The organism is Mobilicoccus pelagius NBRC 104925, assembly GCF_000247995.1.
GTDB lineage: Bacteria > Actinomycetota > Actinomycetes > Actinomycetales > Dermatophilaceae > Mobilicoccus > Mobilicoccus pelagius.
The window spans coordinates 17749-40664 of sequence record NZ_BAFE01000053.1 but is presented as its reverse complement, the minus strand read 5'-3'; the positions used below and the strand labels follow the sequence as shown (position 1 = coordinate 40664).

At 72.9% G+C, this 22916-nt stretch carries 22 protein-coding genes; 19 read left to right on the top strand and 3 right to left on the bottom strand.

All coding sequences use genetic code 11. The features are described from left to right. Positions 1 to 24 precede the first annotated feature (24 nt). The 3 genes from MOPEL_RS08365 to MOPEL_RS08355 all read right to left on the bottom strand — a co-directional run bounded on the left by MOPEL_RS08365 (position 25) and on the right by MOPEL_RS08355 (position 4034). Complete coding sequence (locus MOPEL_RS08365) at positions 25 to 1728, bottom strand: phospho-sugar mutase (protein WP_009482451.1); 1704 nt, start codon at positions 1726 to 1728, stop codon at positions 25 to 27. A 137-nt stretch (positions 1729 to 1865) separates the two neighbouring features. Next, positions 1866 to 2543 carry a deoxyribose-phosphate aldolase gene (gene deoC / locus MOPEL_RS08360; RefSeq protein ID WP_009482450.1) on the bottom strand — a complete coding sequence of 226 codons (678 nt, stop codon included), beginning with the start codon at positions 2541 to 2543 and terminating at the stop codon, positions 1866 to 1868. A 189-nt stretch (positions 2544 to 2732) separates the two neighbouring features. Next, entirely contained in the window at positions 2733 to 4034 is a 1302-nt protein-coding gene (locus MOPEL_RS08355) for a thymidine phosphorylase (protein ID WP_009482449.1), read from the bottom strand. 202 nt (positions 4035 to 4236) lie between these two features. Between MOPEL_RS08355 and MOPEL_RS08350 the strand changes: the two genes are divergently transcribed. The 19 genes from MOPEL_RS08350 (at position 4237) to MOPEL_RS08265 (ending at position 22916) form a co-directional block, all read left to right on the top strand. Then, entirely contained in the window at positions 4237 to 4677 is a 441-nt protein-coding gene (locus MOPEL_RS08350; protein ID WP_009482448.1) for a cytidine deaminase, read from the top strand. A 3-nt stretch (positions 4678 to 4680) separates the two neighbouring features. Then, positions 4681 to 5898: a NupC/NupG family nucleoside CNT transporter gene (locus MOPEL_RS08345; protein WP_009482447.1), complete on the top strand. Its 1218-nt coding sequence runs from the start codon at positions 4681 to 4683 to the stop codon at positions 5896 to 5898. Positions 5899 to 6025: 127 nt separating this feature from the next. Continuing rightward, entirely contained in the window at positions 6026 to 6997 is a 972-nt protein-coding gene (locus MOPEL_RS08340) for a sugar-binding transcriptional regulator (RefSeq protein ID WP_009482446.1), read from the top strand. A gap of 10 nt (positions 6998 to 7007) precedes the next feature. Then, complete coding sequence (locus MOPEL_RS08335) at positions 7008 to 7817, top strand: sugar phosphate isomerase/epimerase family protein (RefSeq protein WP_009482445.1); 810 nt, start codon at positions 7008 to 7010, stop codon at positions 7815 to 7817. Between the two features lie 180 nt (positions 7818 to 7997). Then, the gene (locus tag MOPEL_RS08330) at positions 7998 to 8942 is read left to right on the top strand and encodes a proline dehydrogenase family protein (protein ID WP_009482444.1); all 945 of its coding nucleotides are present in this window, start codon (positions 7998 to 8000) and stop codon (positions 8940 to 8942) included. Between the two features lie 193 nt (positions 8943 to 9135). After that, on the top strand, positions 9136 to 9966 hold the full coding sequence (proC, locus tag MOPEL_RS08325) for a pyrroline-5-carboxylate reductase (RefSeq protein ID WP_009482443.1): 831 nt from the start codon (positions 9136 to 9138) through the stop codon (positions 9964 to 9966). A 128-nt stretch (positions 9967 to 10094) separates the two neighbouring features. After that, complete coding sequence (locus MOPEL_RS08320; RefSeq protein ID WP_009482442.1) at positions 10095 to 10604, top strand: GNAT family N-acetyltransferase; 510 nt, start codon at positions 10095 to 10097, stop codon at positions 10602 to 10604. A gap of 130 nt (positions 10605 to 10734) precedes the next feature. Then, the gene (locus tag MOPEL_RS08315) at positions 10735 to 11928 is read left to right on the top strand and encodes an acetoin utilization protein AcuC (protein ID WP_009482441.1); all 1194 of its coding nucleotides are present in this window, start codon (positions 10735 to 10737) and stop codon (positions 11926 to 11928) included. Positions 11929 to 12207: 279 nt separating this feature from the next. Further along, positions 12208 to 12306: a 30S ribosomal protein bS22 gene (locus MOPEL_RS16640; protein ID WP_003792170.1), complete on the top strand. Its 99-nt coding sequence runs from the start codon at positions 12208 to 12210 to the stop codon at positions 12304 to 12306. A 154-nt stretch (positions 12307 to 12460) separates the two neighbouring features. Further along, positions 12461 to 13717 carry an NAD-dependent epimerase/dehydratase family protein gene (locus MOPEL_RS08310; RefSeq protein WP_009482439.1) on the top strand — a complete coding sequence of 419 codons (1257 nt, stop codon included), beginning with the start codon at positions 12461 to 12463 and terminating at the stop codon, positions 13715 to 13717. Continuing rightward, the gene (locus MOPEL_RS08305) at positions 13714 to 14670 is read left to right on the top strand and encodes a lysophospholipid acyltransferase family protein (RefSeq protein ID WP_009482438.1); all 957 of its coding nucleotides are present in this window, start codon (positions 13714 to 13716) and stop codon (positions 14668 to 14670) included. Before MOPEL_RS08310 ends, MOPEL_RS08305 begins: the two co-directional genes overlap by 4 nt. 107 nt (positions 14671 to 14777) lie before the next feature. After that, positions 14778 to 15053, top strand: a complete 276-nt coding sequence (locus MOPEL_RS08300) for a glutaredoxin family protein (RefSeq protein ID WP_009482437.1) — start codon at positions 14778 to 14780, stop codon at positions 15051 to 15053. A 246-nt stretch (positions 15054 to 15299) separates the two neighbouring features. Beyond that, positions 15300 to 16625, top strand: coding sequence for a glutamyl-tRNA reductase (locus tag MOPEL_RS08295; protein ID WP_009482436.1), 1326 nt, complete (start codon positions 15300 to 15302; stop codon positions 16623 to 16625). Continuing rightward, the gene (hemC, locus tag MOPEL_RS08290; protein WP_009482435.1) at positions 16622 to 17695 is read left to right on the top strand and encodes a hydroxymethylbilane synthase; all 1074 of its coding nucleotides are present in this window, start codon (positions 16622 to 16624) and stop codon (positions 17693 to 17695) included. The genes MOPEL_RS08295 and hemC overlap by 4 nt, the downstream gene beginning before the upstream one ends. Next, positions 17692 to 19353 carry a bifunctional uroporphyrinogen-III C-methyltransferase/uroporphyrinogen-III synthase gene (locus MOPEL_RS08285; RefSeq protein WP_009482434.1) on the top strand — a complete coding sequence of 554 codons (1662 nt, stop codon included), beginning with the start codon at positions 17692 to 17694 and terminating at the stop codon, positions 19351 to 19353. Before hemC ends, MOPEL_RS08285 begins: the two co-directional genes overlap by 4 nt. Beyond that, positions 19353 to 20372, top strand: a complete 1020-nt coding sequence (gene hemB, locus MOPEL_RS08280) for a porphobilinogen synthase (RefSeq protein WP_009482433.1) — start codon at positions 19353 to 19355, stop codon at positions 20370 to 20372. The genes MOPEL_RS08285 and hemB overlap by 1 nt, the downstream gene beginning before the upstream one ends. A 254-nt stretch (positions 20373 to 20626) precedes the next feature. Continuing rightward, the gene (locus MOPEL_RS17220) at positions 20627 to 20938 is read left to right on the top strand and encodes a MarR family winged helix-turn-helix transcriptional regulator (RefSeq protein WP_009482432.1); all 312 of its coding nucleotides are present in this window, start codon (positions 20627 to 20629) and stop codon (positions 20936 to 20938) included. Positions 20939 to 20952: 14 nt separating this feature from the next. Continuing rightward, positions 20953 to 22311: a glutamate-1-semialdehyde 2,1-aminomutase gene (gene hemL / locus MOPEL_RS08270; protein ID WP_009482431.1), complete on the top strand. Its 1359-nt coding sequence runs from the start codon at positions 20953 to 20955 to the stop codon at positions 22309 to 22311. After that, positions 22308 to 22916: a histidine phosphatase family protein gene (locus MOPEL_RS08265; protein WP_009482430.1), complete on the top strand. Its 609-nt coding sequence runs from the start codon at positions 22308 to 22310 to the stop codon at positions 22914 to 22916. Before hemL ends, MOPEL_RS08265 begins: the two co-directional genes overlap by 4 nt.

Here is a 22916-nt window from a genome sequence, read left to right as displayed (position 1 = left end):
CGGAGGTGGCTCGTCGAGGTGGGCTCAGAGGCCGACGGCCGCGCGCACGTCCTCGGACAACCGGACGAGCCGGGCGCGGGCGGGACCGTGCGGGACCTCCCCATCCTCGCCGACGGGGCGGACGACCTCGAGGTAGCACTTGAGCTTGGGTTCGGTGCCGGACGGACGGACGACGACGCGGTCGTCGTCGGCGGTGCGGAAGAGCATCCCCTCCGTCGGGCCGAGCCCCGCGTACCCCGTGGCGAGGTCGGCCGTCTCGACGACGGGGGATCCGGCGAGCTCGGTCGGCGGGGTGGCGCGGAGGCGGGCCATCGCGTCGGTGATGAGGGTGAGGTCGGCGACCCGGAACGACAGCGGGGCGGTCGCGTGGAGGCCGTGGGTGCGGGCGAGGTCGTCGAGCGCGTCGGTGAGGCCGCGGCCCGACCCCTTGAGGTCGGCGACGAGGCGGGCGACGCGCAGAGCCGCGCCGATGCCGTCCTTGTCGCGGACGGCGGCCGGGTCGGTGCAGTAGCCGATGGCCTCCTCGTACCCGAACCGCAGCCCGGGGGTGCGTGCGATCCACTTGAACCCGGTGAGGGTCTGCGCCCAGCGCAGCCCGTGGGCGTCGGCGATCCGGCCGAGGAGTCGACCCGAGACGATCGAACACGCGAGGGTGTCGCCCTCACGGGAGTCGTCACCGGCGGCCTGCTCGCCGAGGAGCGCGCCGATCTCGTCACCGGTGAGCTGACGCCACGCGCCGTCCGCGCCGCGGGAACCGACGGAGCAGCGGTCGGCGTCGGGGTCGAGCGCGATGACGACGTCGGCCTCGACCTCACGGGCGAGGTCCAGTGCGAGGTCGAACGCGCCGGGCTCCTCGGGGTTGGGGAAGCTCACGGTGGGGAAGTCGGGATCGGGCTCGGCCTGCCGGGCGACGACGTGGACGTCGGTGTACCCGGCACGACGCAGGGCCTCGACCGCGGTGGCCCCACCGACGCCGTGCATCGGGGTGAGGACGATGCGCACGTCCGCCGGCGTCGTGCCGGCCTCCGCGGCCGATCCGGCGAGGGAGGCGGCCCGGTCGAGGTAGGCCTCGAGGAGCTCGGGCCCGACGGGCTCGATGCGCTCGCGGTCGCGCGGCACCTCGTCGGCGGGTGGGGCGGCGGCGATGGCCGCGGCGATACCGGCGTCGGCGGGCGGAACGATCTGGACGCCACGTCCCTCGCCCTGGGCGGCCCGGCCACCGAGGTAGACCTTGTAGCCGTTGTCGGCGGGCGGGTTGTGCGAGGCGGTCACCATGACGCCGGCGTCCGCGTCGAGGTGACGCACCGCGAAGGCCGTGACGGGGGTGGGCAGCTGCTCGGGCAGGGTGAGCGCCGTGCCGCCCGCCGCCGAGACGACCTCGGCCGCGGCCCGCACGAACTCGCTCGACCCGTGCCGGGCGTCGCACCCGAGGACGATCCGCGGCGCGTCACCGAGCGTCTCGGTGAGCCAGGCGACGAGCCCGGCCGTCGCGCGGGTGACGACGGCGACGTTCATCCGCGACTCACCCGCCCCGACCGCGCCGCGCAGACCGGCCGTGCCGAACTGCAGGGGACCGGCGAACCGGGAGTCGAGATCGGCCGTCGCGGTGGCGTCCCCTCCCTCCGCGGCATCGGCGAGGGCCCGGAGTCGGGTCGCCGTCGTCTCGTCGGGGTCGTGCCGCGCCCATTCCCGGGCGGCCTGGACGAGGTCCTCGTTGCTGCGTTCCATCTTCACTCCTCGGACGTCACCGTGCCGATGCGTCGTTCTCGTGTGCGTGCGTGCTCGTGCTCGTGCTCATGCCCGTGGGTACGGGGTGTGCCCGACCGTGAGAGGTCGTCCTCGGCCGTCGTGCTCCGCGGCCGCGATCAGCCCTCGAGGCCGTCGAGCACGGCCCGCGAGCCGGAGAGGCCGAGGCGGGACGCACCTGCCTCGACCATCGCGAGCGCGGCCTCGGCGGTGCGGATCCCACCGCTCGCCTTGACGCCGAGTCGGTCGCCGACCGTCTTCCGCATGAGGGCGACGGCCTCGACGCTCGCCCCACCCGCGGGGTGGAACCCGGTGGAGGTCTTGACGAAGTCGGCGCCGACACGCTCGGCGGCCTCGCAGCACGCGACGATCTGCTCGTCGGTGAGGGCGGCGGACTCGATGATGACCTTGAGGAGCACCGGGTGGTCGCCGTCCGTGGGGCAGGACTCGCGCACCGCGCGGATCTCGGCCTCGACCTCGTCGAAGCGGCCGTCGCGTACGAGCGCGAGGTTGACGACCATGTCGACCTCGTCGGCGCCGTCCTGCACCGCGCGGGCGGCCTCGGCGGCCTTGACCTCGGCCTTGTGTGCGCCGGAGGGGAACCCGCACACCGTCGCGACCTTGACACCCTCGGGCACCTCCACCGGCAGCATGTTCGGCGAGACGCAGATCGAGTACGTGCCGAGCTCGCCCGCCTCGGCGGCGAGGGCCGCCACCTGCTCGGCGGTGGCCTCGGGCTTGAGGAGCGTGTGGTCGATGAGCTGCGCGACCTGCTCGCGCGTGGGGATGTGGGACACGGGGTGGTCTCCTGTCGGGTGGAGGGTCGGGGTCTCGGCGGACGTTGCGCCCCTCGGACGGTTTCGCCGTCGTGCCGCCGGGAGTCACCGCAGGTCAGGGTCCTGGGTGGTGAGTCCGTCGCGGTCGAGAACGTTCCGAGGGCGCCAAGTCGGGGGTGCTGGGGGTGCTGGGGGATCAGGAGCGGAGCGTCACTCGATGCGGTCGAGCACGACGTCGGTGCGGGCTCCGGTGCCCTCCGCGGCGTCGGCGTCGACGGTGCACCCGCCCTGGAGGGACTCGAGGGCGCGGTCGAAGAGTTCGGGGGTGTCGGTGTGCAGCGTCATGAGGGGCTGCCCCTTCACCACCTTCTCGCCGGGCTCGACGTGGATCTCGATGCCCGCGCCGGCCTGTACCGGGTCCTCCTTACGGGCGCGACCGGCGCCGAGGCGCCAGCTCGCGACGCCGACGGAGAGCGCGTCGAGTTCGGTGAGCACGCCGTCGGCCTCGGCGAGCACGTCCTGGGTGTGCGCGGCGCTGGGCAGCGCGGCGTCGGGGTCGCCGCCCTGCGCGCGGATCATCGCCCGCCACGTGTCCATGGCGCGACCGTCGGCGAGGGCGGCGCGGAGGTCGTCCTCGGTGACTCGGGCATCGGCGAGACGGAGCATCTCGTGGGCGAGGGCGACGGTGAGGTCGACGACGTCCTTCGGGCCGCCACCGGCGAGGACCTCGACGGACTCGGCGACCTCGAGGGCGTTGCCGATCTTGCGGCCGAGCGGGCGCGACATGTCGGTGAGGAGCGCGACCGTGCGCACACCGGCGTCGGTGCCGAGGTCGACCATCGTGCGGGCGAGCTCGCGGGCGTTCTCCTCCGTCTTCATGAACGCGCCGGAGCCGACCTTGACGTCGAGGACGAGCGCGCCGGTGCCCTCGGCGATCTTCTTGCTCATGATCGAGCTGGCGATGAGGGGGATGCAGTCGACGGTGCTCGTGATGTCGCGCAGGGCGTAGAGCTTCTTGTCGGCCGGGGCGAGGCCCGAGCCGGCGGCGCAGACGACCGCGCCGACCTCGTCGAGGATCTCCATCATCTTCTCGTTGGAGAGGGAGGCCTGCCAGCCGGGGATCGCCTCGAGCTTGTCGAGGGTGCCGCCGGTGTGGCCGAGGCCGCGCCCGGAGAGCTGCGGCACCGCGACGCCGTAGGAGGCGACGAGCGGGGCGAGGGGGAGGGTGATCTTGTCGCCGACGCCGCCGGTGGAGTGCTTGTCGGTGGTGCGGCGGGCGAGCTGCGCGAAGCTCATGCGCTCGCCGGAGGCGATCATCGCGTGCGTCCAGCGGGCGATCTCCTCGCGGTCCATCCCGTTGAGGAAGATCGCCATCGCGAGGGCGGACATCTGCTCGTCGGCGACGACGCCCCGCGTGTAGGCGTCGACGACCCAGTCGATCTGGGCGTCGGACAGGCGCTCCGAATCCCTCTTGGTGCGGATGACATCGACGGCGTCGAACTTCTCGGCCACGGCTTCGTCCCTCTCCTCGTCGGGTGGTGGGTCGGGGGAGACGTCCCGACCTCCTCCACCCTCCGACCGCGCAGAACCTTTGTCAACCCCCTTGATTACAGATGTTCCAGACGGCAGGATGGTCGGTGCGGTCCGGCGACTCACGCCGGAGCTCACGACGAGGCCGTCGGCGAGGTCGGCGACGGCGGAAAGTGTGGCGACGATGACGACTCCACCCCAGGTCCCGGACGACGCGCAGCTCCTGGAGCTCGCGCGCGAGGCCGCGACGAAGGCCTACATCCCCTACAGCACCTTCCCCGTCGGTGCGGCCCTGCTCACCGCGAGCGGCGAGGTCGTCCAGGGGTGCAACGTCGAGAACGCGAGCTACGGCCTCACGATCTGCGCCGAGCGCACCGCGACGACCCGCATGATCGTCTCGAGCGACGGGCCGGACGACGCCGACGCGCGCCGCATCGTCAAGGTCGCGATCGTCGGGCTCAAGGCCTCCCCGTGCTTCCCGTGCGGGGCGTGCCGGCAGGTGCTCCACGAGTTCGGTTGCCAGAGCGTGATCGTCGAGGAGGACGGCGCCCCGCGCGCCTACCCCTTCGCCGAGATCCTCCCGCACGGCTTCGGACCCGCCGACCTCGAGAACCCGGAGGGCTGACGCGTGGGGCGTTTCCAGGGCCTCCTCGGCATCACCGTCATCCTCGGTCTCGCGATCGCGATGTCACGGCACCGCAGCCGCATCAACTGGCGCACCCTCGGCGTGGGCCTCACCCTCCAGGTGCTCTTCGCGTTGCTCGTCCTCAAGTGGGAGCCGGGCTTCCGGGCCCTCGAGGCCGTCGCGAAGGCGTTCACCGAGGCGATCGCGTTCGCCGACAAGGGCACGGCGTTCGTCTTCGGCCCGCTGCTCCCCGAGCCCGGCAAGGGATTCGTCTTCGCCCTCAACGTGCTGCCGGTCATCATCTTCCTCGGAGCGATCATCGGCGCGCTCTACTACCTGCGGGTCATCCAGTACGTCGTCGACATCGTCGGCACCGGGCTGCAGAAGCTCCTCGGCACGAGCAAGGTCGAGGGCATCTGGGCGACGACGGTGATCTTCCTCGGCCAGTCCGAGGCGCCGCTCATGATCGCCCCGTACATCCGCACACTCACGACGGCCGAGCTGTTCACGTGCATGACGGGCGGGTTCGCCGCCGTCGCCGGTTCGACGCTCATCGGCTACTCCCTCCTCGGGGCGCCGCTGCCGTATCTCCTCGCCGCGTCGGTGATGAACGCGCCGGGGTCGCTCCTCATGGCCAAGGCATTCTTCCCCGAGACCGAGACGCCGACGAACGACGCGAGCGTCCGCGACGTGCGCGACACCGAGTCGCGCAACCTCATCGACGCGATCGGCCGCGGCGCCATGAACGGCGGCAGGATCGCCGTCATCGTCGCCTGCCTCCTCATCGCGTTCGTCGCCCTCATCGCGCTCGGCTCGGCGATGGTCGGTGGCCTCGGGCACCTGTTCGGGCAGGAGGGATGGTCCCTCGAGAGCCTGTTCGGTCTGCTGTTCGCCCCCGTCGCGTGGCTCATCGGCACGCCGTGGAACGAGGCCATGTCCGTCGGCAACTTCATCGGGCAGAAGACGGTGCTCAACGAGTTCGTCGGGTTCACCGCATTCTCCCAGCAGGTCGACACCCTCTCGCCCAAGGCCGTGATGATCTCCTCGTTCGCCCTCGCCGGGTTCGCCAACCTCTCCTCGATCGCGATCCAGATCGGTGCGTTCGGCGGTCTGTGCCCGGAGCGGCGCGGTGACGTCGCCAAGCTCGGCATGCTCGCCCTCCTCGCGGGCACGTGCACGAACCTCCTCAACGCGGCCATCGTCGGGGTCGTCGCGAGCTGACGACACGCGACGCCTCGGGCCCCGGCGCGGCAGGACGAAGGGCGTCCCGCACACTGTCGACGTCCACCGAGGGGCCGGCCGGGAGAGAGCCCGGCCTGCCCCTCCCCGTCCCCGATCGGAGTCCTCCGTGAATCCCCGCGACGAGCAGGCCCTCGACGCCGCCAAGCTCTACTACCGGGACGGCCTCTCCCAGGGGGAGGTCGCCGACCGGCTCGGCATCTCCCGCCCCACGGTGAGCAAGCTCGTCCAACACGCCAAGGATCGCGGGTTCGTCTCGATCGAGATCCACGACCCGCGCGAGACGGGCTCCGCGCTCGCCGAGCGGCTGCAGGAACGGTTCGGGCTCGTCGAGGTGCGCCTCGCCCACACCGTGCCGAGCGGCCCCGCGCTCACCCGCGAACTCGGGCGCCTGGGAGCGGCCGTGCTCGCCGACGAGGTGGGCGACGGCGACCTCGTCGGGGTGACGTGGGGGGACACGATGTACGCCGTCGCCCGCGCTCTCACCCCGCAGCCGCGGCACGGTGTCGGGTTCGTCCAGCTCAAGGGGGGACTCTCGCTCACGCCGCGTTCGACGAACGACGTCGAGACGATGACGTTGCTGTGCCGTGGGTTCGACGCGTACGCCCGGATGCTGCCACTTCCGGTGATCTTCGACTCCGCCGAGGTCAAGCGCATCGTCGAGCAGGAACGCCACATCCGGCACATCCTCGACCTCGGCCGGGAGGCGCCGACGGCGATCTTCACCGTCGGGGCGACCTCGCCCGAGGCGATGCTCTTCAATCTCGGGCACCTCTCCGAGGAGGAGCGCGATGCACTCGCCGCACGGGCCGTCGGCGACATGTGCTCCCGGTTCTTCGACGAGCACGGCGACATCGCGCTGCCCGAGCTCGACGCCCGCACCGTCGGCATCTCCCTGCCCGACCTGCGCGCCAAGCACACCCGCATCCTCGTCGCGGGCGGCCCCACGAAGACCCACGCCCTCGGGGTCGCCCTCGAGGCCGGATATGCCACCCACCTCGTCACCGACGCGGGCACCGCCGGGCGCATCCTCGGGGATCGACCCGCCGAGGATGCCGCGGTCGGGCGTCCCGCCACCTAGGCTGAACGACATGAGTGAGGTCGCCGGGGTCGAGGTCACGCTGTCGACGTCGTCCTTGTACCCCCTCGGGCCCACCCAGGCCTTCGAGATGGCCGCGAAGCTCGGATACGACGGCATCGAGGTGATGGTCCTCGCCGACCCCACCACCCAGGACTCGGCCGGACTGCGCGAGCTCTCCGAACGGCACGGCCTGCCGATCCGCTCGATCCACGCGCCGACGCTCCTCGTCACCCAACGCGTCTACGGCAACTCCCCGTGGGACAAGATCGACCGGTCCATCGAGCTCGCCCACGACGTCGACGCGGACGTCGTCGTCCTCCACCCACCGTTCCGGTGGCAGAAGGAGTACGCGACGTCCTTCGTCGAGGGGGTCGCCGCCCGGGAGCGCGAGTTCGGCCTCACCCTGGCCGTGGAGAACATGTACCCGTGGCGTGCGGGGCGCCACGTCCAGGCGTACCTGCCCGGTTGGGACCCGGTGCCGCAGCCGTACGAGCACGTCACGCTCGACCTCTCCCATGCGGCCACCGCCCAGAGCGACGTCCTGCAGATGCAGGCCGACCTGGGCCGGCGCCTCGCACACGTCCACCTCACCGACGGCTCGGGATCCCTCAAGGACGAACACCTCGTCCCTGGCCACGGCAACCAGCCGTGCGCCGAGTTCCTCCACCGCCTCGCCCGTGACCCCTACGACGGTGTCGTCGCCGTCGAGGTCGGCACCCGCAAGCAGAAGCCCGAGGGGCGTGAGGCGTTCCTGCGGGAATCCCTCGAGTTCGCCCGCACGCACCTCGCCCGCGGCCTCGCCGAGCGCCGACATCACTGACGCCTCGACGTCGCCCTCGCACGGTGGGTCCGGTGGGTCCGGTGGGTCCGGTGCGTCCGGTGCGTCCGGTGGGCCCGGTGGGCCCGGGGTGCCGGACGGTGGCGGGGGCCGACGGCGGATAGCCTGAGTCCGTCCGCCCGAGTTGCCTCGTCCGACGAGGCCGGATCGACAGGAGACGGCGTGGAACCCGCTCGTCCGACCGTGCAGGACGTCCTGCTCCGCGTGGCCACCGACGCCCGTTTGCGGCGTGCGGCCGAGAACCGCACGACGAGCCACGAGATCGTGCGGCGCTACGTCGCGGGGGAGTCGATCTCCTCGGCGATGGACGTCGCCCAGTGGCTCGGGGTGCGTGGCCGTGCCGTGAGCGTCACCCATCTCGTCGCCGAACCGCAGGACGGGATACGGATCGAGAAGCGGGTCAAACGGATCCGCAAGCTCGTCCGTCGCCTCGCCGACGCCGGTCTCGCCACCGACGGGGGTGCCGACGTGAGCGTCCGGTTGTCGACGCTCGGGGCGGGACTCGGCGCCGCCGGCCGTGCCGGTGCCCGTGACCGCCTGCGCGAGCTCGCCGAGATCGGCGACGCGCACGGTGTCACCCTCACGCTCGAGGTCGAGGACCTCGTCCCGCCCGACGTCACGTTCGCCGCGTTCCACGAGGTCCGCGCCGAGCGCCCGACCCTCGGCATCTCGGTCCCGGCCTGCCTTCGGCGCGCCGAGGCCGACTGCGTCGCCCTCGCCGCCACCGGCGCCCGGGTGCGACTCACCAAGGGGGCACCCGGCCGAGAGGAGGGCGCGTTCACCCGCCGCAGCGAGGTCGACCGCGCCTACGTGCGGGCCGTCCAGCCGCTCCTCGAGGGAAACGGGACCGTCGTCGTCGCGACCCACGACGAACGCCTCATCCGCCTCGCCGAGACCCTCGCCCGCCACCTGCGCCGCCCACGCGAGAGCGTCGAGTACCAGCTCCGCTACGGCGTACGGCCCGACAAGCAGGCCGAGATCGCCGATCGCGGCGACACCCTCCGCGTCTACGTGCCGTTCGGCGAGGACTGGTACCCCTACCTCGCCCGCCGCGTCGCCGACAGCCCCCGCGAGATCCTCGAACTCGTCCGGGCGACCGTCTTCTGACCCGTCCGTCGCGGCAGTGAGGCGCTGCCGCGGTCGGTCCCGGAGGCCGCACGCGCCCCGGGCCCCGATCGCGCCGCGACCTCCCGAGGCCCGGTGCGCCCCGCCCCGATGGGCATCGCGCCCCGATCCGTCCGGCGTGCGCCTCCCACCCGTCCTCCGCAGCTCACCCCCTCACCGTTCATCAGGAGTCCTCATGACGACCGACGCCCCCGACCTGTCCGACTTCACCGGCACCGTGACGTTCCTCGGCGCCGGCGCGATGGGAGGCGCCGTGCTCGACGGGTTCCTCGCCGCCGGGCTGCCGCCGGAGCGGGTCCGCGTCACGGCCGCGCGCGAGCGCACCCGCGCGCGGTGGGAGGAGCGGGGGGTGTCCGCGGGCGCCGACAACGCCGAGGCCGTGCGGGGGGCCGATGTCGTCGTCCTCGGGGTCAAGCCCCACCTCGTCGCCGACGTGCTCGACGAGGTCCGCGACGCCCTGGGAGACGACGCGATCGTCGTCTCGCTCGCGGCGGGCATCACGCTGGAGACCCTCGAGGGCCGCGCCGGTGCCGGGGTGCCGGTCGTGCGCGTCATGCCGAACACGCCCGCCCTGGTGGGGGAGGGGATGTTCGTCCTCACCGGCGGGCACGACTGTTCCGAAGAGCAGCTCGGGCGCGTCGTGGATCTCCTGCGTTCCTGCGGGGAGACCGAGGTCGTGCCCGAGAAGTGGCAGGACGCGGCGAGCGGGGTCTCCGGTTCGGGGCCGGCCTACGTCTTCTACGTCGCCGACGCGCTCGCCGAGGGGGGTGTCTTCGAGGGGTTGCCGCGTGATCTCGCCGTCCGGCTCGCCGCCCAGACGCTCCTCGGCGCGGGCCGGATGCTCGTCGAGTCGGACACGCCCGCGGCGACGTTGCGCGAGCAGGTGACGAGCCCCGGCGGCTCCACCGCGGCCGCCCTGCGCGTCCTCGACGAGGGGGCGGTACGCCATCGATTCTCGGCCGCCGTCTCCGCCGCCACCAGGCGTGCTGGCGAGATGGGTGGCTGAACCCGGATCCGGGAGGCGCGGAGGGCTCTTCGACGTCCCGGATGTGGCCTCGGGGTGTCGCTGTGCGCTGCTACGCTGCTGTCGACCCGTCGGCCTGCCCTCGTGCCGGTTGCGATGAAAGGAACCTCATGTCGGATATCTCGATTCGTGTGCTCTCGGAGGACGAGTGGGAGCAGTACCGCGAGATGCGGTTGCGCGCCCTGCGCGAGTCGCCCGACGCGTTCGTCGCCGACGTGAGCACCGAGGAGGAGTACGACGAGGCGCTGTGGCGTGACCGCATGCGCCGGTCGGTCCGTCTCCTCATCACCAAGGGCGAGGAGCCCGTCGGCATCGCCTCGCTGCGCATGGACGAGACGCTCTTCGACGACGCCGCCGAGCTGTTCAGCCTCTGGGTCAAGCCCGAGCTGCGCGGTGAGGGTCTCGCCGCCCAGCTCGTCGTCGCGGCGAGTGAGGAGGCCGAGAAGAAGAGCGCCCGCCAGCTCGTCTACTGGGTCGGCACCGACAACGTCCCCGCCGTCTCCTTCGCGAGCAGCTACGGGTTCCGCCCCACCGAGCACCGGCGCGAGCCCCGCACCGACGCCGCCCGTTCCGAGGGCATCGAGGAAGAGATGGCGATGGTGCTCGCGCTGCGCAGCTGACCCCACGACACGTCGACGCACGGCGGGCACCGGTGACGGTGCCCGCCGTGCGCCGTCGTGTGGAAAGGATCGGCGAATCGGTGGGGTCGCTCACGGGCCGTGGTCGCCGGTGGGCCGATAGCGTTCGGCCATGACGACACAGGCCCGCATCGTCTGGGACGACTCCTTCACCGGCTACGACTTCGGTGAGGGGCACCCGATGAACCCGATCCGGCTCGACCTCACGGCGCGACTCTGCCGCGGGTTCGGCCTGTTCGACTCCGAGTGCGAGATCGTCGCGCCGGACACCCCGGACGACTCCGTCCTCGCCCGCGTCCACTCGCCCGAGTACATCGACGCGGTCAAGCATGCGTCGGTCGAACCCGGCCGCGCGGACTCCCGCTTCGGTCTCGGCACCGAGGACGACCCGGCCTTCGAGGGCATCCACGACGTCAGTGCGCGCATCGCCGAGGGCAGCCGTGCCGTCGCCGAGGGCGTGTGGCGGGGCGAGGTCGCACACGGCGTCAACTTCACCGGCGGTCTCCACCATGCGATGCCGGGCAGCGCCGCCGGGTTCTGCATCTACAACGATGCCGGCGTCGCCATCGACTGGCTCCTCGAGCAGGGAGTCGAACGCATCGCCTACGTCGACGTCGACGCCCATCACGGCGACGGCGTCGAGCGGATGTTCTGGGACGACCCTCGCGTGCTCACGATCTCGATCCACGAGACCGGCACGGTCCTGTTCCCCGGCACGGGTTTTCCGGGCGACCTCGGTGGGCCCGGGGCGCTCGGGTCCGCCGTCAACCTCGCCCTGCCACCCGGTGTCGGGGACGCCGGCTGGCTGCGGGCCTTCCATGCCGTCGCGCCCGCCGTGCTCCGGGCGTTCCGGCCGCAGATCATCGTGAGTCAGCACGGCGCGGACTCCCACTTCCGCGACCCGCTCGCGCACCTGTCGGTCTCGGTCGACGCGCAGCGCATCCTCGCCGAGTCCCTCCACGACCTCTCCCACGAGCTGTGCGACGGACGCTGGGTCGCCCTCGGCGGGGGCGGGTACGAGGTCGTCTCCGTCGTGCCCCGCACGTGGACGCATCTCACCGCCGTCGCCCTGCACCGGCCGATCCCCGTCGACACCGCCGTGCCGCAGGGGTGGCTCGACGACGTCACGGAACGCCTCGGCGAGCAGGCCCCCGAGAAGATGGGGGACGGAGCCTCCGAGGACGGCCGCATCTGGTGGCGGTCCTGGGAGGTCGGGTACGACCCCGAGGACCCCGTGGACCGCGCGACGATGAAGACCCGCGAGGCCGTCTTCCCCCACCACGGCCTCGATCTCTGGTTCGACTGACACCCGTCCCGTCGACCGGGGATCCGTCCGGCGGCGTCGAGCAGGGCGACGGCCCCGTTTTCGTGCGGCATCCCCGCGCGGTAAGCTCGGGGAGATCATCTGTCGGGGGCGGCGTGCGTCCGTGTGTCGCCCGCGGCGGACTCCAAACGCGCGCGCATGACCGCCGGTTCACGGCCGACCATGTCCGCCGTGGCTCCACCGGGCCGGTCGTCTCGCGCCGACCAGCCGCACCACCCCAGTCACCGGGCCTCTCCGGTGCGAATCGATGAGGTTTTGTCTATGGGCTCTGTCATCAAGAAGCGCCGCAAGCGCATGGCGAAGAAGAAGCACCGCAAGCTGCTTCGCAAGACGCGCCACCAGCGTCGCAACAAGAAGTAAGTCGGTCCCACCGACGCCCTCGGGCCGTGGTCGTCTCCTCTGAGGCGCCACGGCCCGCGTGCGTCCGGCCCCGTCCCGCGGCGTCCACCGTCCGCGGCGCGTGGCGCCGGGCCCGGCATCGCTAGGATCGGGCCCGACCACCGAAGGAGGTGTCATGACGACGACGACGGTCCTCGTCACCGGCGTGTCCACCTACCTCGGCGCGGGTGTGGCCCGGGTCCTCGCCGACCGTCCGGAGGTCGCGCAGGTCATCGGCGTCGACGTCATGGCACCGCCGTTCCCCCTCGGGGAGGCGGAGTTCCTCCGCGCCGACGTGCGCAACCCGCTCCTCGGGCGCATCGTCCAGCAGGCCGGCATCGACACCCTCGTCCACGTCGGCGCGATACCCCGCGCCACGGCCACCTCCTCGGCACGCACCTCCGCGCGGGAGGCCGCCGTCATCGGCACGATGCAGCTCCTCGGCGTGTGCCAGGCCGTCCCGCAGCTGCGGCACGTCGTCCTCGCCTCCACCGGCTCGGTCTACGGCGCTTCGCCCGGCACCCCGGCGGTCGTCTCGGAGGAGAGCCCCGTCGACACCCGCGCCCGCAGCGGGCACGTGCGCGACGCCGTCGAGGTGGAGTCGTACGTGCATGCGATCACGCAACGACGGCCCGACGTCGGCGTGAGCGTCCTGCGCCTCGCCCACGTGTTCGGCCCCTCGACGCGCAGCGCGATGACGAACTACCTCCGCGCCCCGGTCGTGCCCCTGCCCTTCGGGTTCGACGCGCGGGTGCAGGCCCTCTCGGAGGACGACGCCGTCGCCGCCCTCGTCGCGGCGGCCGCGGGCGACCCGGTCGGCACCGTCAACGTCGCCGGCGAGGGCGTGCTCACGCTCCGCCAGGTCGTGCGCATCGCCCGCCGCCCCACCGTGCCCGTCTTCACGACCACCGGCCGGGCGCTCGGCGCGCTCACCCGGTGGGCAGGCATCGCCGGTATCGAGCCCGACCACGTCGACTACGTGATGTACGGCCGCTGCCTCGACCTCACCCGCATGCGGGAGGTCCTCCGGTTCACGCCCGAACACACGACCCGCGAGGCCATCGAACGGTTCGCGACCGACACGTGGGGCGTCGTCCCGACCCTCCACGAGGAGGCAGGCGGGTCCCGCCCCATCGGTGCACGCCCCGAGCACGTGAGCGGCGTGGCCCGCGGTCACGACCTCCTCGACGCCCAGGAGTCCGACGTCGTCGAGGCCCGGCCCGGGGGGGTGCTCCCCGCCGCCGCCCTCCGCGACGACGACGACGGCGACACCCCCGCCGGGGCCGTCGACGTGCCCGAGGCGTCCGGGCGCTCGGCCGACCCCGGCCCGCCTCCTACCCCGCCCCCCGGCCCCGTCGCCGGAGAGACGTCCGACGCCCGGGAGGCGCGATGAACGAGCTCGTGCGTGCCGTCCTCGCGGCGCTGCCCGGCGGCGCCGAGACCGAGGTCGTCGACATCCTCGCCCGCGCCCTCCACGCCGCCGCCGAGCTCACCGGCCACGAGGGCGCCGAGGCCGAACGGGTCGTCGCCGCCGGCCTCGCGTTCCTCCGCCGCCGCCTCGAGGGCGACTACGAGATCGACGAGTTCGGCTTCGACCGCGAGTTCACCGAACTCGTCTACCTGCCCGTGCTCCGCCCGCTCTACCGCCGCTGGTTCCGCGTCGAGGTCCGCGGCATCGAGCACGTCCCCGCCGAGGGAGGAGCACTCGTCGTCTCCAACCACTCGGGCACGATCCCGATCGACACGCTCATGACGGCCGTCGCGATCCACGACGAGCACCCGGCCCACCGCATCCTCCGCCCCCTCGGCGCCGACCTCGTGTTCGCGCTGCCGATCGTCGGGGAGTACGCGCGTCGGGCGGGCGCGACCCTCGCGAGCCACGACGACGCGGGACGACTCCTCGCCGGGGGGGAGATCGTCGGCGTCTGGCCCGAGGGCTTCAAGGGCGTCGGCAAGACGTACGCCAACCGGTACCGCCTCCAACGCTTCGGCCGCGGCGGGTTCGTCGCCACCGCCCTGCGCGCGAAGGTGCCGATCGTGCCGTGCTCGGTCGTCGGCGCCGAGGAGGCGTACCCGATGATCGCCGACCTGCGACCCCTCGCCCGGCTCCTCGGGTTCCCGTACTTCCCGATCACCCCGACGTTCCCGTTCCTCGGCCCGCTCGGGGCGGTGCCGCTGCCGAGCAAGTGGATCATCGAGTTCGGTGCACCCGTCGACACCGGCCGCCTCGGGCCCGACGCGGCCGACGACCCCCTCACCGTCTTCGACCTCACCGACGAGGTGCGGGAGACGATCCAGCGCACCCTCCACGGCCTCCTCGCCCGGCGCGGATCCACGTTCCCCTGAACCGCCCCGGTCGACGGGGGGCGCCCGGGGCGGGTCGACCGACCTGGACGGGCGTTCCATACCTGTGGATGCGGGAGATGTCGGACGGTCGTCATACAGTTGTCGTCATGGACAGCACGCAGACCCCCACGGTCACGCTCATCACGAAGCCCGGGTGCCACCTGTGCACGCTGGCCCGTGACGTCGTGGTCCGGGTGACCGGCGAGCTGGGCGTGGGGTTCGAGGAGCAGTCCCTCCCCGACATCGCGGATCCCGACCCGATGTGGTGGGAGCAGATCCCGGTCACGCTCATCGACGGTGAGACCCACGACTACTGGCGCGTGAGCGAGCGACGCCTGCGCAGTGAGCTCTCGCAGCGGATGGGGACGGCACGCAGCGCCTGACCGCCCTCGTCGTCGGTGCCTGCGGGCACCTTGTCCCGCGGGGCGAGATCGTCCCGCTCATTTGTCGCGGACGAGGGGTGGAACTAAGGTGAACGAAGTCCTGGCCGGGGCACGAGAGCCTCACCGCCGGCACGTCGTCTATGAAGAGTCGGAGACACCGTTGACCGTTCACGCCCTTTCGGCCACGGAAGGGCGACGCCGCTATCGTAGTGGGCTCCACCGCCCCGGTTCGCAGGGGGTGGCCCGGTGAGTCTCGTCGTCATGGGGATCTCCCATCACAGCGCGCCGATGGCGCTGCTCGAGCGTATCTCCCTCGACGCCGCCGCGGCCGACCTCCTCACCTCGGCCCTCCTCGGGGGAGAGCACATCGACGAGGTCGCGTTGCTCGCCACGTGCAACCGCCTCGAGGTGTACGCCGAGGCGAGCGCGTTCCACGGTGCCGTCGCCCACATCGGCGACGCGGTCGCACGCATCACCGGCGTCGACCGCGAGGAGCTCAACGCGGCGTTCTACGTCCACTACGAGGACCGGGCCATCGCCCACGTCTTCTCCGTCGCCTGCGGGCTCGACGCGATGGCGGTCGGCGAGGCGCAGATCCTCGGCCAGATCCGCGAGACGCTCGCCCGGGGGCAGGCCTCCGGTGCCGTCGGTCACGAGCTCAACCTCCTCCTCCAGCACGCGCTGCGCGTGGGCAAGCGTGCGCACTCCGATACCGACCTCGACCGGTACGGTTCCTCGCTCGTCGTCGCGGGCCTCGACCGCGCCGAGCGGCACGTCGGGTCCCTCGCATCCGCGTCGGTCCTCGTCGTCGGTGCGGGGGCGATGAGTTCGCTCGTCGCCACCACGGCCGCGCGTCGCGGGGTGGCCTCGCTCGGTGTCGTCAACCGCACGACGGAACGGTCCTCACGGCTCGCCGCCGCCACTGGCGCCACGGCCTACGAATGGGACGCGCTCCACGAGGTGATCGCCGCCGCCGACGTCGTCGTCACCTGCACGGGGGCGATGGACCACGTCGTCGACACCGCCATGGTCGCGGCCGCGATGTCGACCCGGCCGTCCAGGCCGCTGGCCCTCGTCGACCTCGCGCTCCCGCGCGACGTCGACCCGGCCGTCGGTGAGCTCCCGGGCTGCCGGCTCCTCGCCCTCGAGAACCTCGGTCATGACCTCGCCGAGACGGCCCTCGGTGGCGAGGCGCTCCGGCAGGTGCAGGACCTCGTCGTCTCCGAGGTCGCCGCGTTCCTCGTGTCCCGCCGCCAGGAGGCCGTCGGCCCCGCCGTCGCCGCCCTCCGTCAGCACGCCGCGTCCGTCGTCAGCAGCGAGATGGAGCGTCTCGACGCGCGCGTCCCCGACATGGACCCCCGCACCCGCGAGGAGGTCAAGCTCGCCGTCCACCGCGTCGTCGAGAAGCTCCTCCACACCCCGACGGTGCGGGTGAAAGAGCTCACCGCCCGCGGCCGGGGCGTCGAGGGCGGGTACGCCGACGCGTTGCGGGAGCTGTTCGACCTCGACCATGCGCACGTCTCGACGGTCTCCCGGCCGCCCGAGCGTGGCGGGGCAGGTGATCTGCCGTGACCGATTCCGACCGGACGCCGCCGTCTCCCGACGCGGCCGTTCCCGCGGGCGAGTTCCCGCCCCTCACCGAACGCGTCCTGCGCCTCGGCACCCGCCGCAGCGCCCTCGCGACGACACAGTCGGGGTGGGTGGCCGACCTCCTCCGGGCCCGTGGCCTGCAGGTCGAGATCGTCGAGGTCGTCACCGAAGGCGACGTCAACCACGCGCCGCTCACCCAGATCGGCGGCACCGGCGTCTTCGCCTCGGCCCTGCGTCACGCCCTGCGTGCCGGTGAGGTCGACCTCGCCGTCCACTCCCTCAAGGACCTGCCGGTCCTGCCCGAGCCCGGCCTCGTCATCGCGGCCGTGCCCGTGCGGGAGGACCCGCGCGACGTGCTCGTCGCCCGCGACGGGCTCACGCTCGCGCAGCTCCCCGCGGGGGCCCGCGTCGGCACCGGGTCGCCGCGGCGCGCCGCGCAGCTCGCCGTCCATCGGCCCGACCTCGTCGTCGAACCCATTCGGGGCAACGTCGACAGCCGCGTCCGCCGCGTGACGAGCGGCGAACTCGACGCCGTCGTCCTCGCCGGGGCCGGACTCCGCCGCCTCGGCCGTGACGCCGAGATCACCGACGTCGTCGACACGGCGATCATGCTCCCCGCCCCCGGGCAGGGCGCCCTCGCCGTCGAGTGCCGCGAGAGCGACACCGACCTCGTCGAGGCGCTCGGCGCTCTCGAACACGACCCCACCCGCATCGCGATCACCGCCGAGCGCGCCCTCCTGCGTGCGCTCGAGGCGGGCTGCACCGCCCCCGTCGGGGCCTACGCCCGCGTCGAGGACGACGGAGGACTCGTGCTCGAGGCCTTCGCCGGCAGCGACGACGCGACGATCGCGCTGCGCCGCCGCGCCACCGGCGCGGCAGAGACGCCCGCCGACGTCGGCGTCGCCCTCGCGACGGAGCTCCTCGCCGACGGAGCCGATCGCATCCCCGCGAGCATGCTCGCCCGCACTCCCTCACGAACGAGGCCGCAGCACGAAGGCGACCACCCGGACAGCCCGAACGACATGGGCGCCCCCAAGGAGCAGACACCGTGACCACCTCCCGCCGGACCTCCCCGCCCGCCCCGGCCTCCGGTGCCACCCCGACGCGGGTCGCGTTCGTGGGCGCCGGACCGGGCGACCACGCCCTGCTCACCGTCCGGGCCGCCGAACTCCTCGCGGCCGCCGACGCCGTCGTCGTCGACGACGCCGCCGCCGAGGTCCTCGCCCGCGAGTACGGGCGTCCCGACGTGACGATCATCGAGACGACCGAGGGCGACCGCGGCAACGCGCTCACCCACGCCTCGTGGGCCAAGCTCGTCGCCCGCGCCGCCACGCAGGTCGGCAAGGATGCGGCCCGTGCGGGATCCGGCGGCGGACTCCTCGTCCGACTCATGACCGGTGACCCGACGGCCTTCCACGGCCTCGCCGCCGAGCTCGCCGCCTGCCACAAGGCGGGCCACGCCACCGAGATCGTCCCCGGTGTGAGCACGTCCGCCGGTGTCGCCGCCTACGCGGGCATCCCGCTCACCTCCCGCGAGTCCGGCTCCGTCCACATCGTCGACGCGGCCGCCTCCGACGCGGACTGGAGCGGCGGGGTCGCCGACTCGACGACGGTCGTCGTCCTCGGCGACGCCGAGCGCCTCGCCGACGGCCTCGAGCACCTCGCCGAGGCCGGGCGGGACGGTGCCACGCCGGTCGCCATCACCGAGAACGGCACGACCACCGAGCAGCGCACGACGACGTCGACGCTCGCCGACGCCCCTGCGCTCCTCCGCAGCGGAGAGCTCCAGCCCGACGTCGCCCTCGTCGGCGCGACGGTCTCCCTCCGCGACGAGATGTCCTGGTACGAGACCAAGCCGCTCTTCGGGTGGCGGGTGCTCGTGCCCCGCACGAAGGACCAGGCCGGACCCACGATCGAGCGCCTCGCCGAGTACGGCGCCCGCGGCGAGACCGTCCCCACGATCAGCGTCGAGCCGCCCCGCACCCCGCAGCAGATGCAGCGTGCGATCAAGGGCCTCGTCACCGGCCGGTACGAGTGGGTCGGGTTCACCTCGGTCAACGCCGTCCGCGCCGTGCGCGAGAAGCTCGAGGAGATCGGCCTCGACGTCCGCGCCTTCGCCGGGCTCAAGATCGCCGCTGTCGGCGGGGTCACCGCCGAGGCGCTCCGCGAGATGGGTCTCGAGCCCGACCTCCTGCCCACGGGCGAGCAGTCCGCCAAGGGGCTCCTCGAGGTGTGGCCGCCCTACGACGAGGTCCTCGACCCCATCAACGGTGTCTTCCTCCCGCGGGCCGACATCGCCACCGACACGCTCGTCGCCGGTCTGCAGGAGATGGGCTGGGAGGTCGACGACGTCACCGCCTACCGCACCGTCCGCGCCGCCCCGCCCGCCGTCGAGATCCGCGACGCGATCAAGCAGGGCGCCTTCGACGCCGTGATCTTCACGTCGTCCTCCACGGTGCGCAACCTCGTCGGCATCGCCGGCAAGCCGCACCCCACGACGGTCGTCGCCTGCATCGGCCCCGCGACCGCCAAGACGGCCGAGGAGCATGGACTCACCGTCTCCGTCCTCGCCGAGGAGGCGTCCTCGGACGCGCTCGTCGACGCCCTCGCCGCCCACGGGCGCCGGTTGCGCGCCGACTCGATCGAGGCGGGGGAGGATGTGCGACGCCCGAGCGAACGTCGCCCCGCCGCCCGCAGGAAGGCCCGCTGATGACCCCCCCCGACACCGACGTCCGCGTCGGCCGCGTCCGGCCCCGCCGGCTCCGCAGCTCGGCCGCGATGCGTGCCCTCGTCGCCGAGACGCGTCTCCACCCCTCCGACCTCATCCTCCCGATGTTCGTGCGGGAGGGGGTGGACCTCCCGGTGCCGATCACCTCGATGCCGGGCGTCGTCCAACACTCCCTCGACTCCCTCGTCGTCGCCACCCGGGAGGCCGCCGACGCCGGTGTCGGCGGGGTGATGCTCTTCGGCGTGCCCGCCACGCGCGACGCCGTCGGCTCCGCCGCCGACCACCCCGACGGCATCCTCAACGTCGGGCTCGCCCGCGTGCGGGAGGCCGTCGGCGACGACACCCTCGTCATGGCCGACCTGTGCCTCGACGAGTTCACCGACCACGGCCACTGCGGCGTCCTCACCACCGACGCCCGCGGTGCCACCGTCGTCGACAACGACGCCACCCTCGAGCGCTACGCCGCGATGGCGTGTGCGCAGGCCGACGCCGGCGCCCACGTCCTCGGCCCGTCCGGGATGATGGACGGCCAGATCGGCGTCGTCCGCGACGCCCTCGACGCCCACGGACGCACCGACGTCGCCGTGCTCGCCTACGCCGCGAAGTACTCCTCCGGGTTCTACGGCCCGTTCCGCGAGGCGGTCGAGTCGACGCTCGAGGGCGACCGCTCCACCTACCAGCAGGACCCGGCCAACCTCTCCGAGTCGCTCCGTGAGGCGCGCCTCGACATCGAGGAGGGGGCCGACATCGTCATGGTCAAGCCGGCGCTGCCCTACCTCGACGTCCTCCGGGCCGTCACCGAGGTGGCCCACGAGGCCGGCGTCCCCACGTCGGCCTACCAGGTCTCCGGGGAGTACGCCCAGATCGAGGCCGCCGCCGCCCAGGGCTGGATCGACCGCGACCGCGTCGTCATGGAGGCTCTCACCTCGATCAAGCGCGCCGGCGCGGGGTCGATCCTCACCTACTACGCCCTCGAGGTGGCGCGCCGCCTGCAGGGGTGACCCTGCGGCCCGACGAACGGGACGACATGCCGGACCACCCCTCTCCGGAGACCACGGACGCGACCACGGACGAGACCACCCACGAGCCCCGGACGACCTGGCTCACCGACGACGAGCAGCGCCTGGCGCGCCTGTCTCGCGGCGATGCGCCTCACCCACGACGTCCTCGACGAGGGCGTCCGTGTCCACGGCCTCCAGCTCGGGGAGTACGAGGTCCTCGCGGTCGTCTCCGAGACGGGGGCCAGCACGTCCGCATGTCGACCCCTGCGGACTCCGTCGTCCGGTCCCGCAGCCGTCTCACCCACACGGCGAGCCGGCTGGAGAAGCGCGGTCTCGTGCAGCGTCGGCGCGCCGAGGACGACGGTCGCGGCGTCGAACTGTGGCTCACCGAGGCCGGTCGGGAACTTCTCGACCCGGTGGCGCCGTTGCACGTGGCGAGTGTCCGACATCACCTCATCGACCACCTCGGCCCCGAGGGCTTCCAGCGGCTCGGGGACGCGATGGGGCAGATCCGAGACGGCATCATGAGCGAGCGGACCCCCGGCGGCCCCTCGCGGACCACCTGAGCGAGGATGAACGCATGACGCGATCCCACCCGACCATCGATCGTTCGGCCGACCTCATGGAGCGCGCCGCGCAGGTCACCCCCGGCGGCGTCAACAGCCCCGTCCGCGCGTTCCGCGCCGTCGGCGGCACGCCCCGGTTCATCCGGGAGGCGAAGGGGCCGTGGCTCACCGACGTCGACGGCAACCGGTACGTCGACCTCATCGCCTCGTGGGGCCCGATGATCCTCGGCCACGCGCACCCCGACGTCATGGCGGCCGTGCAGGACGCCGCGACGCGAGGATTCAGCTTCGGCACGCCGAGCGAGAACGAGGTCGCCCTCGCCGCCGAGATCGTGTCCCGCGTCGACCCCGTCGAGCAGGTCCGCCTCGTGAGCAGCGGCACCGAGGCGACGATGAGCGCCGTTCGCCTCGCGCGTGGGTTCACCGGCCGCAGCACCGTCGTCAAGTTCGCCGGCTGCTACCACGGCCACGTCGACGCCCTCCTCGCCCACGCGGGCAGCGGTGTCGCGACGTTCGCCCTGCCCGACTCCGCGGGCGTGCCCGCCTCGGCCGCGGGCGAGACGATCGTCCTCCCGTACAACGACGTCGACGCCCTCGAGGCCGCGTTCGCCGAGCACGGCGACGAGATCGCCTGCCTCATCACCGAGGCGAGCCCCGGCAACATGGGCGTCGTGCCGCCCGCCCCCGGCTTCACCGAGGCGATGCGGCGCGTCACCGCCGAGCACGGCGCGCTCCTCGTCTCCGACGAGGTGATGACGGGCTTCCGCTGCAGCCGTTCCGGTTGGTACGGCCTCGAGGGCCCCTACGACGGCGGCGCCCCCGACCTCTTCACGTTCGGCAAGGTCATGGGTGGCGGGTTCCCGGCCGCGGCGTTCGGCGGCCGCGCCGACATCATGGGCCACCTCGCCCCCCTCGGCCCCGTCTACCAGGCGGGCACCCTCTCGGGGAACCCCATCGCCACCGCGGCCGGTCTCGCCACGCTGCAGGGGTGCACGAGCGAGGTCTACACGCGTCTCGAGGAGGTCTCCCGCACGATCGCCGAGGCCGCCTCCTCCGCGCTCGACGTCCAGGGCGTGCCGCACGTCGTCCAGTGGGCGGGCAGCATGTTCAGCATCTTCTTCGTCTCCGAGGGCAGCCGCGGCGCCGAGACGGGGGTCGTCCGAAACTACGACGACGCCCGCGCGCAGGACCTGCCCGCATTCGCCGCGTTCTTCCACTCGATGCTCGAGTCCGGCGTCCACCTCCCGCCGAGCGCGTTCGAGTCGTGGTTCGTCGGCGCGTCCCACGACGACGCCGCCGTCGAGGTCGTCCTCGACGCGCTGCCCGACGCTGCCAGGGCGGCCTCGGAATCCCGTGCCAGGATGGACCGATGACCCGTACGCTCGTCCACCTCGTCCGCCACGGCGAGGTCGAGAACCCCGGCCGGGTGCTCTACGGCCGGATGCCCGGCTACCACCTCTCCGCGCGGGGCCGCGCCATGGCCGACCGCCTCGCGGAGTACTTCGACGGGCACGACCTCGCCGCCGTCACCGCCTCCCCGATGGAGCGCGCCCAGGAGACCGCCGAGCCCACCGCACGCGCCCATGGGCTGCCGGTGCGCACGGACTCGCGTCTCCTCGAGGCGGGCAACCACTTCGAGGGCGAAACGATCGGGTCGAACCCGAAACAGCTGCTGCACCCGAAGTATTGGAGCCTGCTCGTCAACCCGTTCCTCCCCTCGTGGGGCGAGTCCTACACCTCGATCGCGGCCCGCATGATGGAGGCCGTCGACGCGGCCCGAGCATTCGCGCCGGGGCACGAGATCATGCTCGTCTCGCACGAGCTCTGCGTGTGGACGGCCCGCAGCTACGCCGAGGGCCGCCGTCTCTGGCACGACCCCCGCAAGCGGGAGTGTCGTCTCGCGTCGGTGACCACGCTCACCTACCACGACGACGACCTCACCTCCGTCGCCTACGCCGAGCCGTGCGCCGACCTGTGA